Raw genomic sequence first — 13,897 nt, forward strand, 5'->3', positions numbered from 1 at the left:
GCTTTTGCTTATTCAATCATTCCATCATTCAATCATTTGATATCTCTCCAATTATTGCCTACGCCGGTGTCGGCGACGAGTGGGACCTTGAGTTCGATGACGCTTTCCATCTCGTGCTTGACCATGGCTTCTACCTCTTTGGCTTCTTCCGGGGGAACATCGAAGAGCAGTTCATCGTGTACCTGCAGAGTCATCTTCGCCTTCAGTTGACGACGCGAGAGCTCTGCATCGATGTGCAGCATGGCCACTTTGATGAGATCGGCGGCGGTGCCCTGCAGCGGTGTGTTAACCGCGGTGCGTTCAGCAAAGCCGCGCATATTGGCATTGCGCGACTGGATATCCGGAATAGGGCGAACACGGCCAAAGAGTGTTTTGACCTTCTGCTCTTCGCGTACGGTCGCCAGCACGGCATCGATGAACGTGCGGACCCCCTTATAGCGCTCGAAGTAACGCTCGATATAGAGTTTGGCTTCCTTCTGTTCAATCCCGAGCTGTGCCGCCAGGCCGAAGGGCGAGATGCCGTAGACGATGCCGAAGTTGACGGCCTTGGCGCGATTGCGCGTCTCTTTGTCCATCGTCTCGGGGTCTACTCCAAAAACCTCGCTGGCGGTAAGCGTATGGATGTCTTTGCCAGTTCGATAAGCGTCAACCAGTAGAGGGTCATCTGAGAAGTGCGCCATCAGCCGGAGCTCGATCTGCGAGTAGTCGGCTGAGAGCAGTACGTTGCCGGGAGCCGCAATGAACGCAGCACGGATCTCCCGTCCCAGCGCGGTACGAACGGGAATGTTCTGCAGATTGGGATTGATCGAGGAGAGCCGGCCGGTCGCTGTGCCTACCTGATTGAAGGTCGTATGGATACGGCCTTCGCTGTCGGCGAGCTGCGGCAACTGGTCAAGATAGGTCGACTTCAGCTTGGCGAGCTGGCGGAACTCGAGGACCAGGCGGGGGACCTCGTGGTGCTCCGCGAGCTCTTCCAGAACGTCCTGCGCCGTAGAGATGACCTTGCCCTTGCCATACTTCAACGGCTTGGGTAGCGCCATCTTGTTGAACAGCACGTCGCCGAGCTGCTTGGGGGAGTTGATATTGAAGCGATGGCCGCTGGTCTCGTAGATACGCTCACTGAGTGAATCGATCTCGACCGCAAGACGGGAAGACATGTCACTCAGAACTTCGCGATCGATGCGTACACCTGCACGCTCCATCTTGAGGAGAAGCGGGACGAGCGGCTTATCGATCTCGTCATAGACCTTCATGGTTTCGGCCTGGGTGACGTCATCTCTCATCGGTTTTGCGAGGCGAAGGACAGCATCGGCAGATTCGACAAGTAGCGTGTTTGGATCTTTGCCGAGAGCGCGGCTGGAGAAGCGCGCGGCAATGTCGGCCAGTGTATGTGAGCCGTGCGTCGGATTGATGAGATAGCTGTAGAGCATCACATCGTCCACCACGCCACGTATTGCAAAGCCACAGGATTCGATCGCGCGCAGAGCCGACTTGAGATCGTGTACAGACTTAGGAACGTTTTCGGCTTCGAGCAAGGCTTTGAGCGGCTCTGCTTCCGGCCGTCCCATATCGACAAAGGTCACATCATGGCCTTCCACGGCAAGGCCAAGGCGTAATGATTGCGAAGCAGGTGGAACGGGCGCCGCAGGGGCTACCGGAGGTGGCACAGCGAAGAGACTGCCGGTCTCCGGTGGAGGAGGTTCAGCTTCGTCCTCCTCGGGCACGCTGACCTCGGAAGCAATAGCAGCGGCATTCTCGAAAACTGCGAGGGCAAAGCCTTTTTTCGCGGAGGTAAGCAGGGCTGCGAGCTGTTCCGGCGTGGGATCGAGGATGTAGGTCGCCGGTTTGGCATCTTCCGGCGGAGCAAGCTCCTTGAGCAGTGTCGTGAACTCGAGCTCGGTAAAGAGCTCGCGGCAGGCGATGGGATCAATCGCCTGTGTCTCCATCGCGGCGAGGTCGTACTCGACAGGCACGTTCGTGTGGATGGTGACCAGCTCTTTGCTGAGCATGATGTTGTCGCGGTTGTTCTGCAGGCTCTCACGATAGGTCTTACGTTTGACCTCTTCAGCACGATCGAGCGCGGCTTCTACTGTACCGAACTGCTGGATCAACTCCACGGATCCCTTGTCGCCGATGCCCGGCGCTCCAGGGATGTTGTCGACCGAGTCGCCTCGCAGAGCCATCACATCGATCACCTGTTGCGGTGGCACACCAAGCGTCTCCTCGACCTTCTTCGGATCGAGGATAAGATTGTCCTTCGTCGGATTGAGGATAAGAACATCGTCATTGACGAGCTGCATCATGTCCTTGTCCGAGGAGACGACATAAACCTTGTATCCCTCAGCCGCAAACTTGCAGGAGAGGGTGCCGATCACGTCGTCGGCTTCGAAGCCCTCGTGGAGCAGGACAGGGATGCGAAAGGCATCCAGGGAGCGGCGGATGTAAGGCATCTGCTGCAGCAGGTCAGGCGGAGTCTCAGTGCGGGTCGCCTTGTAGCCCGCATAGTCGACCTCTTCAAACTGCTGGGTTTTGATATTCCACTTGCGAACAGCCTTCATTTCGCGGGCGCGCTCGTCACGAAAGACGGGACCGGGCGGATCGTAAATAGCGGCGAGGTACTTCGGCTGGAAGTCGCGGCGCAGTTTGTTGATCATGTTCACGAAGACGTAGGTCGCCGCCGTGGGAATGCCGGTGCGCGTGGACATGGGGCGCTGCCGCTGCATGGCGTGGTAGGCGCGGAAGATGAACGCCATTGCGTCCAGCAGGTAGATTGCGGGTTTCTGCTCGTCAGCCATCCTTAGAAGGATACGCGTTCGGATAGTTGCCGGTTGAATTGTTGAATAGTTGAATGGTGCCTGGGATTCGTTATCAGAGACACGATCCTCGTGTCCTGGAAGGCGCAGATAACGGTGGATTTCAGGCGATAAACATGCAGTCGCCGTAGCTGAAGAAGCGATAGCGCTCCACTACGGCGTGGTTGTAGGCGCGGAGTACGTTTTCGCGACCCGCGAAGGCGCTTACCAGCATCAGCAGCGTCGATTGTGGCAGGTGGAAGTTAGTCAGCAGGGCCTGGACGAGTTTGAACTCCGCTCCGGGAGAGAGAAAGATATTTGTCTCTCCGGAGTGAGGTTCGAGCGAGGTGCGGACGCAGTGTTCCAGCGTGCGGACCGTTGTGGTGCCGGCGGCGACGATCCGTCTGCCCTCCCGCTGTGCAGACTGGATGGCGCGTGCGGTCTCTTCCGGAAGAGTGTAGTGCTCGGTGTGAAGCCTGATCTCGTCCAGCCGCTCAACACGTACCGGCTGAAAGGTTCCGAGGCCGACATGCAGCGTGATGGTAGCGATCTGCACCCCGCGGGCTTTGACCTCATCCAGTACGCGCGGCGTGAAGTGCAGACCGGCCGTCGGTGCAGCCGCCGAGCCCGGCTGCTGGTTGTAGACCGTCTGATAACGTTCGCGGTCTGCCTCGTCATCAGGACGGTGCATGTAGGGCGGCAGCGGAATATGGCCGATGCGATCGAGGCGCGCGAAGAAGTCATCGACTGGTGCAAAGCGAAGCGTGCGCTCGCCGAACTCACCGGCGGCAATCACTTCGGCCTGAAGTTGGTCAGCGAAGAGCAGTGTTGTCCCGACGCGAACCTTCTTCCCAGGACGAACAAGAGCCGTCCATTCCAACGGTGCAGTCTGCTGGGTGAGCAGCACCTCAATCTGTCCGATAAAGCCGTAGCGGGTGGCATAGAGACGCGCTGGAATAACGCGGCTGTTGTTCAGTACAAGCAGGTCCCCAGGCCGCAAGAGCGAGGGCAACGAACGGAAGCTGTCATCACGAAAAGCGCCGGTGTGGCGATCGAGCACGAGCATGCGCGAGGCATCACGTTCGGGCAGAGGCTGTTGTGCGATGAGCTCCTCGGGAAGATGGAAGTCGAAGTCGGAGACCAGCATCTAGAGGTCTCCTGTATGCGGTTTCGCCAGACGCACCGCCTCATCGAGGGCTGCCTGGGTCGCTTCCGGCGTGGGAACAGCTGAGGTATGTGGCGGCCACGTCACCGCCACACGGCTGAAAGGTTTGGGGATGAGGAAGCGGTCCCAGGAACGCAGTACCCAGGCGCGTTGCGGCTGCAGGTGAAATGCGCCCACGTTGGTTTCGACCCGATTCGCGAGGGCAGTTACGCCAGGCTTGGCAATCATGTTTGGACCGCGAGGCCCATCGGCAGTGAAGGCGCAGATATGGCCGTTGCGATAGGCGGTCTCCATGGCAAGCAGACCAACTGCTCCGCCACGCGAGCTGGAGCCTCGCACCGCCTTGAAGCCGAGACGTTCGACGGTGCGTGCGATCAACTCGCCGTCAAAGGACTGAGAGATAAGGATGGCGATCCTGAGATTGCGGAAGCGGTAGGCGGCCATCAGCAGGGAACGGTGCCAGAAGGCGAAGACACTGGGAGGAGGCATGCGATCGCCCGGAGTAACACCGGCAGCGCATATCTCCTCAAAGCGAAGCGTGCTGCCCAGAAGGCGGATGAGGAAGGCGGCGAGGCGCGGGATAAGAAAGAGCAGTATCCGTTGTTTGGCCGTCCATTTCATCCGCGTTCTTGTTAGATTCCGAGCTCGTTACGGATAGAGCTGGCGATCGCCTCGGCGTGATGCTTCATGCGAGCTTCGTCTTCCGCCTCGATCATCACGCGGGCAAGAGCTTCGGTGCCGCTGTAACGGATGACGACTCGGCCACTGTCCTTCAGCTCATCTTCGGCTGCGGCGATGGCGCTGACGATGGTGGGGAACTGGTCGAGCGGCTTCTTCTCACGCACCTTGACGTTGACGATCACCTGCGGGAAGACTTTGAGGTCTCCTGTCAGCTCTGCAAGCGATTTACCGCTGTAGTGCAGCACATTCAGTACAGCGAGCGCGGTCTGCAGGCCATCTCCTGTGGTGGAGAGAGCCGGGAAGAGGATATGGCCGGACTGCTCGCCGCCGAGCGATGCGCCTGTAGCCTGCATCTGCTCGAGGACATATTTGTCGCCTACCGGAGCGCGCAGCATCCTGATGCCGGAGCGCTTGAGTGCTGCTTCCAAACCCATGTTGGACATGGTTGTGGCGACGACGAGATCGTTGGCAAGCTGTCCGCGTGCCTTTAGATCGCGTGCTGCCAGCAGCATGACGGCATCGCCATTCACGACCTGGCCGTACTCGTCGGCAAAGAGAGCTCGGTCGGCATCTCCGTCGAAGGTGATGCCCATGGAGGCGCCGGAGGCTGTTACTTCGTCGGCGACGATCTCCGGATGCAGTGCGCCGCAGCCCTCATTGATGTTGCGGCCGTCAGGAGAGGCGTGGGTAATACGGATCTCTCCGCCAAGCTCTGCGAAGAGCTGTGCCGCAACGGAAGATGCTGCGCCATTGGCGCAATCGATAACGATGGTCTTGCCATCGAGAGAGAGGCCGGGAACCTGCCCGAGAAGGAACTGGATGTACTCGGCACGGTAGGCTTCATCGGCTTCAGGCAGTGCATTGGCAGCGATGGAGTCATGAGCAAGGTTGCTGAGGTGCCGGAAGATCTCCTCTTCCATGGCCAGTTCTGTGGCATCGGGGAGTTTGTAGCCATCAGGGCCGAAGAGCTTGATGCCATTGTCCTGCCACGGATTGTGCGAGGCCGAGATGACAACGCCCGCGCCAAAGCCGTGTTTGCGTGTCAGATACGCCACAGCCGGGGTGGTGATGATTCCGGCAAGGTGCGCAATGGCTCCTCCCGCTGTGAGACCGGCAACGAGTGTGGCGGCGATCCACTCAGAGCTCTCGCGGGTGTCCATGCCAAGCAGGACGTCCTTTGAGTCCCGCAGGGAGTGTGCCAATGCAAGGCCGGCGGCGTAGATGGTCTTCGGGTCGAGCGGAGCTTCGCCGGCGACAGCACGGATGCCATCGGTTCCAAAGAGCTTTCGCATATTGAATTTGAGGGTAACAGCTTGCCGTCAGGAACGCTTGCTGGTGACAGTAGCTTCCAGCGAGCCCTTGTGCAGCCGAGCGGTAATGGAGCTTCCGGGAGCGGCCTCGGAGGCGTCGCGCAGCAGCTTACCGTCTGCGTCATACACAAGGGCATATCCACGCTGCAGCACGGCAAGCGGAGACAGCGACTGAAGCGCGGTCGATGCGCCCTGCACGCGGTTCCGTTCGCTTGAAAGGCGATCGCGATGAGCGGTCAGCAGGCGGGTTTCAGCGATAGAAACGCGATGACGCGCTTGAGAGAGCTGCCGCGTCAGGTCGCGTGCAGCCAGGCGCTGATGCAGCGCAAGCAGACGTCGCTCATTGCGCTGAACCCCAGTGTTTACGGCAGAATTGGCGCGCCACGCAAGCTCATCCAGTCGTTGATAGCGGCGGCTGATGGAATCTTCCACACGATAGAGGATTGCCTGTGCATTGATGCGCGCAAAGCGCTGGCCGGCCTGCATGGTGGTATAGCGAGCGGCACGTACCAGCCGTTGGCTGAGTGTAGCTACATGGTCTTCAATGCGATGCTGGGCGGCTGTAATGAGTTCTGCGGCGGCCGATGGAGTGGGCGCACGCAGATCCGATACAAAGTCGGCGATGGTGAAGTCAGTCTCGTGCCCGACGGCGGAGACGATGGGAAGCTCACTGCCCGCAATCACACGGGCGAGAGCCTCGTCGTTGAAGCCGGCAAGGTCTTCGGCAGAGCCGCCTCCGCGGGCAAGAAGGATGAGATCCACGGCGTGGGGAGTTCCTGTTGCCCGGTTGAAGTAACGGATACCGTTGGCGACTTCCAGCGGGGAACTGGCTCCCTGTACTGCGGCGGGGTAGACCAGCAGATCGAGGCAAGCGTGCCGTCGCCGGATGACATTGACGATGTCGCGGATGACAGCACCGGTAGGTGAGGTGACGATGCCGATGCGTGTGGGAAAGGCGGGAAGCGGGCGCTTCCGGTCGGCATCGAAGAGACCTTCGGCCTGTAGGCGGCCCTTGAGCTGCTCAAAGGCAAGCTGCAGCGCTCCGGCTCCGCGGGGCTCAACTGATTCGGCGATGAGCTGAAGTTGCCCGCGCGATTCGTACACAGAGACGCGGCCACGGACCAGGACCTCCAGACCGTCTTCAATGCGGAAACGGTGTGTCTGTGCCTGGCGGCGAAAGAGCACGACGGGAAGCTGTGCCTCACCATCTTTCAATGTGAAGTAGACGTGGCCGGAGGTGGCTGGGCGGCAGTTGGAGACCTCTCCGAAGACGGAGATATTGCCGTATCCCTTTTCGAGCTCGCCCCGGATCAGCGAGACCAGTTCGGCGACGGAAAACGTGGTGCGGCGCGGCGCCGGCCGGGCCGCAGGTTCAGCCGGCTGAGGCGCAGCTTCGGGTTCTTCGAACGCGAAGCCAAGCTGGGGCGCGGTATCCGAGGTACGGCCTGAGCGGAGCTGTGCCAGCGTGGGCATAGCCTCTAGGTTATCGCCGGAAGTGGCTGAGGAGATAGAGGACCAGTGACAGGACGATGCTGATTACGATACTGGTCCCTAAAGGGATGAAAATCTGCCAGTTACGTCCACGGAAGCTGATATCGCCGGGAAGCCGGCCCAGGGGGAGCGAAAACTTCCCGGCAACCAGGAAAATGAGACCCGCGAGAATCAACAGGCAGCCGGTAGCGATCAGCATGCGGCCGATGGAGGTCATTGACACGCCTAGGCTAAAAGGTCGTTGGCTTCGCGCAGCAGATCGGTTGGATGAAGCGGTTTGGTTAGAACAGACCACGGTTGCGGCTGCTCTCTGGAGCGGTCCATCAGACTTTTCATCATGGAGTAGTAGCCCGTGAAGAGCAGGACACGGCAGTCCGGCTGCTCTTCCGTCAGGCGTGTGGCGAGAGCGACACCGTCCTCTCCGGGCATATTCACATCGCAGAGAAGGAGGTTTGGGTGGAAGTCACGGGCAGCAGACAAGCCATCTTCCGCTGTATAAACAGCGCGTGCATCGAAGCCATTTTCCCGAAAAATGATCCGCAGGGTATCGGCTACGAGATGCTCATCATCAACAACCAGGATACGGCGCATATGTATCTCCTGCTTCGGTGGAATGCAGGGCAGGTCAAATTGCCACAAGAACGACAGCGTTTCCGAAGTACTTGGGGGTATATTGCGCCGTGCCGACGCCGGAAATCCAATTAAACCTTCTTAAGAATGCTGGATTTCCGGCCCGGTACTGAAATGGGATTTACTGACGCGCGCCGGGATTCAGACGCTGATCGGCGATGGAGCCGGCAGCAGTCTTGGCTTCCTTGTCCTTGAGCTGTGCGTAGATTTTGCGAGCCTCAGCCTGCTGGCCCTTGGATTCGTAGAGAGAGGCGAGCTGCAGCTGGGCGGTTGCGGCCGGAACCGAATGATTCGGCTTGGCGATGAGTTGGTTGTAGATGTCGATTGCCTTCTGGTCCTGTCCGTTCTGGCGGTACAGGCTGGCCAGGGAAAGCTTCGCCAGCGAGGCGAGGTCGCCGTTCCAGGAGCCGGCAACCTTTTCAAGGGTGGCCTGCGCCGTGGAGATCTGGTTCGCTTCGATGGCGGTCAGGCCGGCGAAGTAGAGCGCGAGCTTGCCGCTTGCGGTCATGCCGTAGCTGTCAGCCACCTGCTGGAACTTCTCATGGGCAGCCTTGGCGCGCTCCTGTGCCGAAGGGAAGGTCTTGACCCCCTGCTGCGGCGGAACACCGGGTTCGGCGATGTCGGACTGATAGACCCCCATAGCCTCGCCAAACGCGGCATTGGCGGAGTTGGAACGCACGTTGTAGATCACCAGGCCGCCAATCACGACGAGCAGAACAACAAGGATACCGACGACGTAGCGAATCACGGCGCTGCGATTCTGCTGGGCCCACTTCAGGCCGTGCTCGGTTGCGGCGACGTAGGCGTCTGGCTGCTTCAGGGAGTGGCGGGTCTGGCTGTCCAACGTGATGTTCCTTAGGTCTCGGTAGAGGTGCCGTGCCCGGAATGGGCACGTAATTTCTAAGTTTAGAGCATTTTCCCTGTTGCCGGGAATCCCGGAGGGGTATGCAGCGGCGTTTTCATTGCGGAAACGCCCATAGATGCGGAAGCCCTGCCCTACACCTACAGGGAAAATGCTCTATCAGTGACCGGTTGCCGCTTCAATCTCGGTTACCTGCAGCACTTCGCCGGGTTTCAGGTAGCTCTTGCGGCGAAACCAGTCCTCCATGGAGCTCTGTAGACGACTGAGCGGCACACGGTAACCGGCCTCCATGAGGCCATCGGCGACAGGAAGGGTGTCGTCGAAGACGGCATCGTTGGTGAAGTTTCGCATCGCGAAGGAGTCAATATGAGCCAACGGAGCCGGGCGGGAAGAGCCGTCCGGAGCGATGCAGGCGATGCTGATACGGCGGATGAACATAATGCGGCCTTCTGAATAGACCATAACTATCTCAAAAGGGTTCGTGAATCAGCTGTTGCGAAGCGAGCTTTCCGTCGTGGCTGTAGTGAAGCTCGATAACCCAGTTGAAGACATCGTCCGGCCAGTGCTCGCCGCCGATCAGACGTGTGGAATCCGCCCCGAGTTTGGTGAGCAACTCAGGAATACCGCCATGCCTCCAGGAGATGAGAATGACTTTCCCGTGCGATTCCTTCTGGAGCTCGGTGACGAAGTCATCGTTCTTCTTCTCGACGAAGTGCGTGTCGATGGGTTTGCGAATGGCTGTGCTGAGCGGCTCTACGGTCAAGCGCGGACGCAGGCTGTTCTTGCTGTCAGTCGCGGCGAAGATCGTATCGATGGTGAGGTTCTGGCCGCTGGGATCGACGAAGGGAGCGAAGTAGGCCGCATACCGTTGCGCGCGAGCTTCGCCGGCAGGAGTCAGACGGTCGCCCACCACAGGCTTCTCCGCGTGCCGGATGATGAGCAGCGTTGTGTCACGCAGACCCTCCTGCGCATGGCAGAGCAGGGAAGAAGCGCCCATGAGGGCGGCACACAGGAGAGAGCGGCGAAGCAGCATGGCTCCAGCGTGCCGCAGGAAGCTTAAGGACGAATGAAAATCTATTCGGAGAGCGGGAGCTTATGAGGCTCGCCCGGAAGGACGAAGTCGAGCTCGTCCGGGTGCGAGTCGCGATTCACGAGCGGGAGCTGCGGCAGCTTGGAGGTATGTCCGGCTTCGCGGACCACCTGGTCAACGTGCTGCAACACCTCGTCAATGGACATGGTGTACATCTCGCGGCCATTGTCGTAGCCGGTCTCGATGATGGACTTCAGGTAGTGTCCCGCAGCCTGCGCCGCGAGATAGTCGGTAATGACGTGACCGTTCTTCGCCTTCTGCTGCACCCACGCGTCATTCGGCATGGCGATCCAGACAGGGCGGCCGTTCACGGCGAAACGGATATCGGTGGCGTCGGCGTGACGCGTTGCGATGGCGACGACCGTGCCCTTCCAGGTGCAATGCAGGTCTTCCCCGGTAAACCGGTCGCGAGCGTGAAAGTCCTCGTACATATCTACGAGCTTAAATGAGGGGTGGTGCCGGGGCAAGGTGGACCGGTTCAGAGATCTACCAGCCTGCGATGGCGAGGTTTGAGAGCGAGTTTGAGGAGTCGTTCGCTCCCGGGCCCAGATAGGCGTTCCATCCGGATAGGAAGCCGGCGGTGGAGACCTGGTTCATCTCTGGCCGGTAGACGCTGGTAATGAATGAGAAGTCCGTTACCCGCCCGTCTACGACGCAGGGAGAATAGGAACGATGCTTCATCTCTTCAGCGACATAGCCCTGGGTGAGGGTGTCGGCCCGCGATAGGACACGGATGTTGTCCGGCTTGCCGTTGCGGTCGACATGGACATACGCCTGCAGCCGGGGGGTGTGCGACTGCGGCAGGCCGACGGGGCTGTATCCTCCCTGGTCGCAGGCGGCTAGCTCAGCGCCATGGGCCGGATGCAGGCGAATATTGGAGGGCGGGTTGTCCAGGGAATGATCGAGTGGCTCCAGCAGGGTGACCGTCAGCTCGGCGATCTTTCCCTCTTCGCCGAACACTGTAATGCGGCCGGGGACGCGATGTTCACGGAGCGTATTCCAGTCGAGGATCGCGGTCACGATGCCGTTGCGCTTTACGGCTCGCAGTTCTCCGCTTGTGGCCTGGAAGCAGGTTGTTGGCGCGTCGACCAGGGAGACGGCATACATGCCGGACTCATCCGTTCGTTGCGTGCCGAAGCAGGCCAGGTTGCCATGACCGGGAGCATGTTCGCTCAGGAAACGGTCACGCGGAAGTACATCGGGGACCCCGGTCTCTCCAAGTCCGGCGAGGGCGAGCAGAAGTGCTGGTGAAAGAGAGATATTGCGGACGTCGACGAACGTTCCCTCTGCGGTCGTGTAGGTCGTGAAGTGCTGCTTCGTAGAGGTAAACACCCGGCGCTGGCTGTCAGGGGAACTATAGAAGTCTTCGACCGTTCCGGCCTGGATCGGGTGTCCTTGTTGGTCGTAGAGCTGGAAGCTGACAATGCGATGCCAGGGCTGACGGTAGGCCTCACGGACTTCGAGACGCTGTGCCCGAAGCACGTCGGCGGGCTTCCATGGTTGTTCCGCCGGGGCCCCCATGACCGCGATTCCGCAGAGTGCGAAGATCAGTGCCCGCATCATGCCGAACATCATAGCCCCGGTGCGCCATGGTTGGGGGGAAGGTTATTTGCTTAGAATCGGGAAAAAGGCCCCTTTCGGAACCGAAAGCGATCGGGTCCCCACCAGAGCGTCGTCAGACCATAATCTGTCGCTTTTCCGGAGATTACGCATGGAGCGTATGTTTTCTTCCGGATCTCGTCCTGCGCCTCGCCCTCGAATAAAGCGGAGGCGGAAGCGATGACGGATGTGCGGTCAACCTTTCCCTGTTCATTGATATGAACATCGAGGAACACGCCACGTGTACTGAGCGAGGTCGGAGCGGATGCGGTTATCTCGGTTCCTCCGGAATCGCATGAGCTGATCTCGGATCGTTCGCCAGGATAGATCGCCTCCGAAGGCCTCTGGATGGTTCCGTTTTCAGAAAGAGATTCCAGCAGTGTCGTCTCGAGAGAGGCGAGGGTGCCTCCCTCAGTCGCGACCAGGACGCGGGAGGGAACGTATCTCTGATTGAGCAGTAGCTGCGCGTTAACCGCAGTCATGATGTGTTCCAGGGTCACAGTTCGTAGTATCCCGCCTTGATCGAAGCAGAATGAAGGAACACTTCTGCTGTTGAATGCGATGAATCCGGAGTCGTCCCGCCTTTCGATCTGGTAGCAGCTGAAGTTAGTGTCAGGGAGAGCCGCAATAGCGAGAATGCGGTCCTTAGCCAGGAACTGCGGCACAAGTTGAGGGGACATGCCTTGCAAGCCGAAGCGAAGCATTCCAGGAAGGATCGCGTTCTTGCGATCCGTAAATGTTCCTTCCGGAAGCGTGTAGATCGAGAACGATTCCTTCGCGGAACTGTAGGTGCGTTTCTGGTGAAACGGAGAATAGACGGTATCTTCTACCGTGCCGGTGATCTCTTTCTTCTTATCGCCGGGAAAAAGAATGAAGTGAACGATGCGATGCCAGGGTCTTGAATAAGCAGTGACGAATGCATCTCGTTCGGCAGCAAGCAGGCTCTGCGGAGACGGCTGCCTGCCGGGCTGCGTGCCGATCAGCGAGGCTGACGATAGCAGGAAAACGCTAAGGAGAACTCGCCTCAATCGACCCCCTAGTTGAGGGCTCGATCATCTCACTTGACGACAAGCAGGGCAATCATCAGGGCGATGGCGGCGAGCAGCAGTGCAAGCAGGATCCAGAACCAGCTCTGGAAGCTGTGGAGCTGATGCTCCAACTGATCGATCTGGCGGCTGCTTGCCTCCTGGTGGGTGCGGAGCTCGGTGGAGAGATGCTCGATCCGCTGGTTCAGGTCCTGATGTGTTTCAAAGATCTGCTTGCTGAGGGAGACGTGAGAACGGGCAACCTGGCCGAGCTCGGTTTTCAGCGCCTCCGTCGCCTCGTTGAGCGGAGTGAGGTCGAGTTCCGCCGGCGCAGCGGCAGGAGCAGCCAGGCGAGAAGCGACCAGTGACTCAAGCAAAGGAATCAGGCGGATGAGCTTGGGAAGGTGTTCCGTCAGTTGGAGAAGAAGCTTGGGCCACATAGGTTTAGGGTGCCGGGTATCGCCGGGAATCGCAAGTCCTAACGCCGGTTGAGGCTGGCTACCAGCTTCGGCAGGATCGAATCCAGTTTCTTCTGACGGGTCCGGAAGTTGGAGGCGAGTTGCCGCCTGATGATGGCGGACGAGGCGAGAGCCATGGGTGGGGTGAACTCAATGTCATCGGTGACCCGGGTGCCGTGGATCGGGACTCCGGCCTCATTGGCGCGGGTCTCTTCGCTGACGCTGTGGGTGTGTTTCCAGTAACGGAAGGGACCGCGAAGCTGAACATCTGTGAAGTGATGGTTCCACGCGAACTCGGTGATCTCGACCTCCCAGGGAACCCGGAAGTTGATAAGCGGCAGGGGAACTAAACAGGCTGAGACCGTAAAGCGGCTGCCGGCACCCGCGGCGATGCTCTTCAGGCGCAGGGCGGGGTCCGGCGCCACAGGCCGTGAAGGCGGAGGAGCAAGAGCGGCCTCCTCGATCCGGACCTTGAAGAACTTCGGCATCAGCAGCGGCAGATTGTATGGATTCGCAAAAAAGGCGAAGACCAGCTCGACCGGGTAGGGGACCCACTGCTCGGTATGAAATGTGGCCGGCACGGCTTTCAGAGTACTCGAACGATTACCGACCGAAATAGTCGGAAATTTTTCTCAAATAGGACTCGAAAGGTCGCCAATTGCGATATGCTGCCTATATCGGACTGAAAAAGTCGTTGATCGCTCTCAGGAAGTTTCTGAGGGGCGAAGGTGTGCCGCGAACGGTTGAGGGGCTGCTTCGGGCGGAAGACAAGACTGGGAAGCGTGTGAAGGTGA

General features: G+C 59.5%; 15 protein-coding genes. All 15 read right to left on the reverse strand.

Going from position 1 to position 13,897, the window contains the following annotated elements:
- Positions 1-32: 32 nt before the first annotated feature.
- Positions 33-2,795 (reverse strand): DNA polymerase I, encoded by a 2,763-nt coding sequence (polA, locus tag FTW19_RS08760; protein WP_147647260.1) that lies wholly within the window; start codon positions 2,793-2,795, stop codon positions 33-35.
- 121 nt (positions 2,796-2,916) lie between these two features.
- Positions 2,917-3,939, reverse strand: a complete 1,023-nt coding sequence (gene queA, locus FTW19_RS08765; RefSeq protein WP_147647261.1) for a tRNA preQ1(34) S-adenosylmethionine ribosyltransferase-isomerase QueA — start codon at positions 3,937-3,939, stop codon at positions 2,917-2,919.
- Positions 3,940-4,578, reverse strand: a complete 639-nt coding sequence (locus FTW19_RS08770; RefSeq protein WP_147647262.1) for a lysophospholipid acyltransferase family protein — start codon at positions 4,576-4,578, stop codon at positions 3,940-3,942. It lies immediately after the preceding gene.
- A gap of 11 nt (positions 4,579-4,589) precedes the next feature.
- A complete protein-coding gene (glmM, locus tag FTW19_RS08775) occupies positions 4,590-5,930 on the reverse strand; it encodes a phosphoglucosamine mutase (protein WP_147647263.1) in 1,341 nt (446 codons plus the stop codon).
- Positions 5,931-5,957: 27 nt separating this feature from the next.
- Entirely contained in the window at positions 5,958-7,421 is a 1,464-nt protein-coding gene (gene xseA, locus FTW19_RS08780) for an exodeoxyribonuclease VII large subunit (RefSeq protein ID WP_147647264.1), read from the reverse strand.
- A gap of 10 nt (positions 7,422-7,431) precedes the next feature.
- The gene (locus FTW19_RS08785; protein ID WP_147647265.1) at positions 7,432-7,656 is read right to left on the reverse strand and encodes a DUF2905 domain-containing protein; all 225 of its coding nucleotides are present in this window, start codon (positions 7,654-7,656) and stop codon (positions 7,432-7,434) included.
- Positions 7,657-7,664: 8 nt separating this feature from the next.
- The gene (locus tag FTW19_RS08790) at positions 7,665-8,030 is read right to left on the reverse strand and encodes a response regulator (protein WP_147647266.1); all 366 of its coding nucleotides are present in this window, start codon (positions 8,028-8,030) and stop codon (positions 7,665-7,667) included.
- A 160-nt stretch (positions 8,031-8,190) separates the two neighbouring features.
- Positions 8,191-8,913, reverse strand: coding sequence for a tetratricopeptide repeat protein (locus FTW19_RS08795; protein WP_147647267.1), 723 nt, complete (start codon positions 8,911-8,913; stop codon positions 8,191-8,193).
- Between the two features lie 177 nt (positions 8,914-9,090).
- Complete coding sequence (locus FTW19_RS08800; RefSeq protein WP_147647268.1) at positions 9,091-9,369, reverse strand: hypothetical protein; 279 nt, start codon at positions 9,367-9,369, stop codon at positions 9,091-9,093.
- 31 nt (positions 9,370-9,400) lie between these two features.
- On the reverse strand, positions 9,401-9,964 hold the full coding sequence (locus FTW19_RS08805; RefSeq protein WP_147647269.1) for a flagellar basal body-associated protein FliL: 564 nt from the start codon (positions 9,962-9,964) through the stop codon (positions 9,401-9,403).
- 41 nt (positions 9,965-10,005) lie between these two features.
- The gene (locus FTW19_RS08810) at positions 10,006-10,452 is read right to left on the reverse strand and encodes a hypothetical protein (RefSeq protein ID WP_147647270.1); all 447 of its coding nucleotides are present in this window, start codon (positions 10,450-10,452) and stop codon (positions 10,006-10,008) included.
- 55 nt (positions 10,453-10,507) lie between these two features.
- The gene (locus tag FTW19_RS08815) at positions 10,508-11,584 is read right to left on the reverse strand and encodes a hypothetical protein (RefSeq protein WP_147647271.1); all 1,077 of its coding nucleotides are present in this window, start codon (positions 11,582-11,584) and stop codon (positions 10,508-10,510) included.
- A gap of 50 nt (positions 11,585-11,634) precedes the next feature.
- Positions 11,635-12,648, reverse strand: coding sequence for a hypothetical protein (locus FTW19_RS08820; protein WP_147647272.1), 1,014 nt, complete (start codon positions 12,646-12,648; stop codon positions 11,635-11,637).
- Positions 12,649-12,677: 29 nt separating this feature from the next.
- The gene (locus FTW19_RS08825; RefSeq protein WP_147647273.1) at positions 12,678-13,085 is read right to left on the reverse strand and encodes a hypothetical protein; all 408 of its coding nucleotides are present in this window, start codon (positions 13,083-13,085) and stop codon (positions 12,678-12,680) included.
- 38 nt (positions 13,086-13,123) lie between these two features.
- The gene (locus FTW19_RS08830) at positions 13,124-13,684 is read right to left on the reverse strand and encodes an SRPBCC family protein (RefSeq protein ID WP_147647274.1); all 561 of its coding nucleotides are present in this window, start codon (positions 13,682-13,684) and stop codon (positions 13,124-13,126) included.
- Positions 13,685-13,897: the final 213 nt, after the last annotated feature.

Origin of the sequence: Terriglobus albidus (genome assembly GCF_008000815.1) — a bacterium.
GTDB classification, from domain to species: Bacteria; Acidobacteriota; Terriglobia; order Terriglobales; family Acidobacteriaceae; genus Terriglobus; species Terriglobus albidus_A.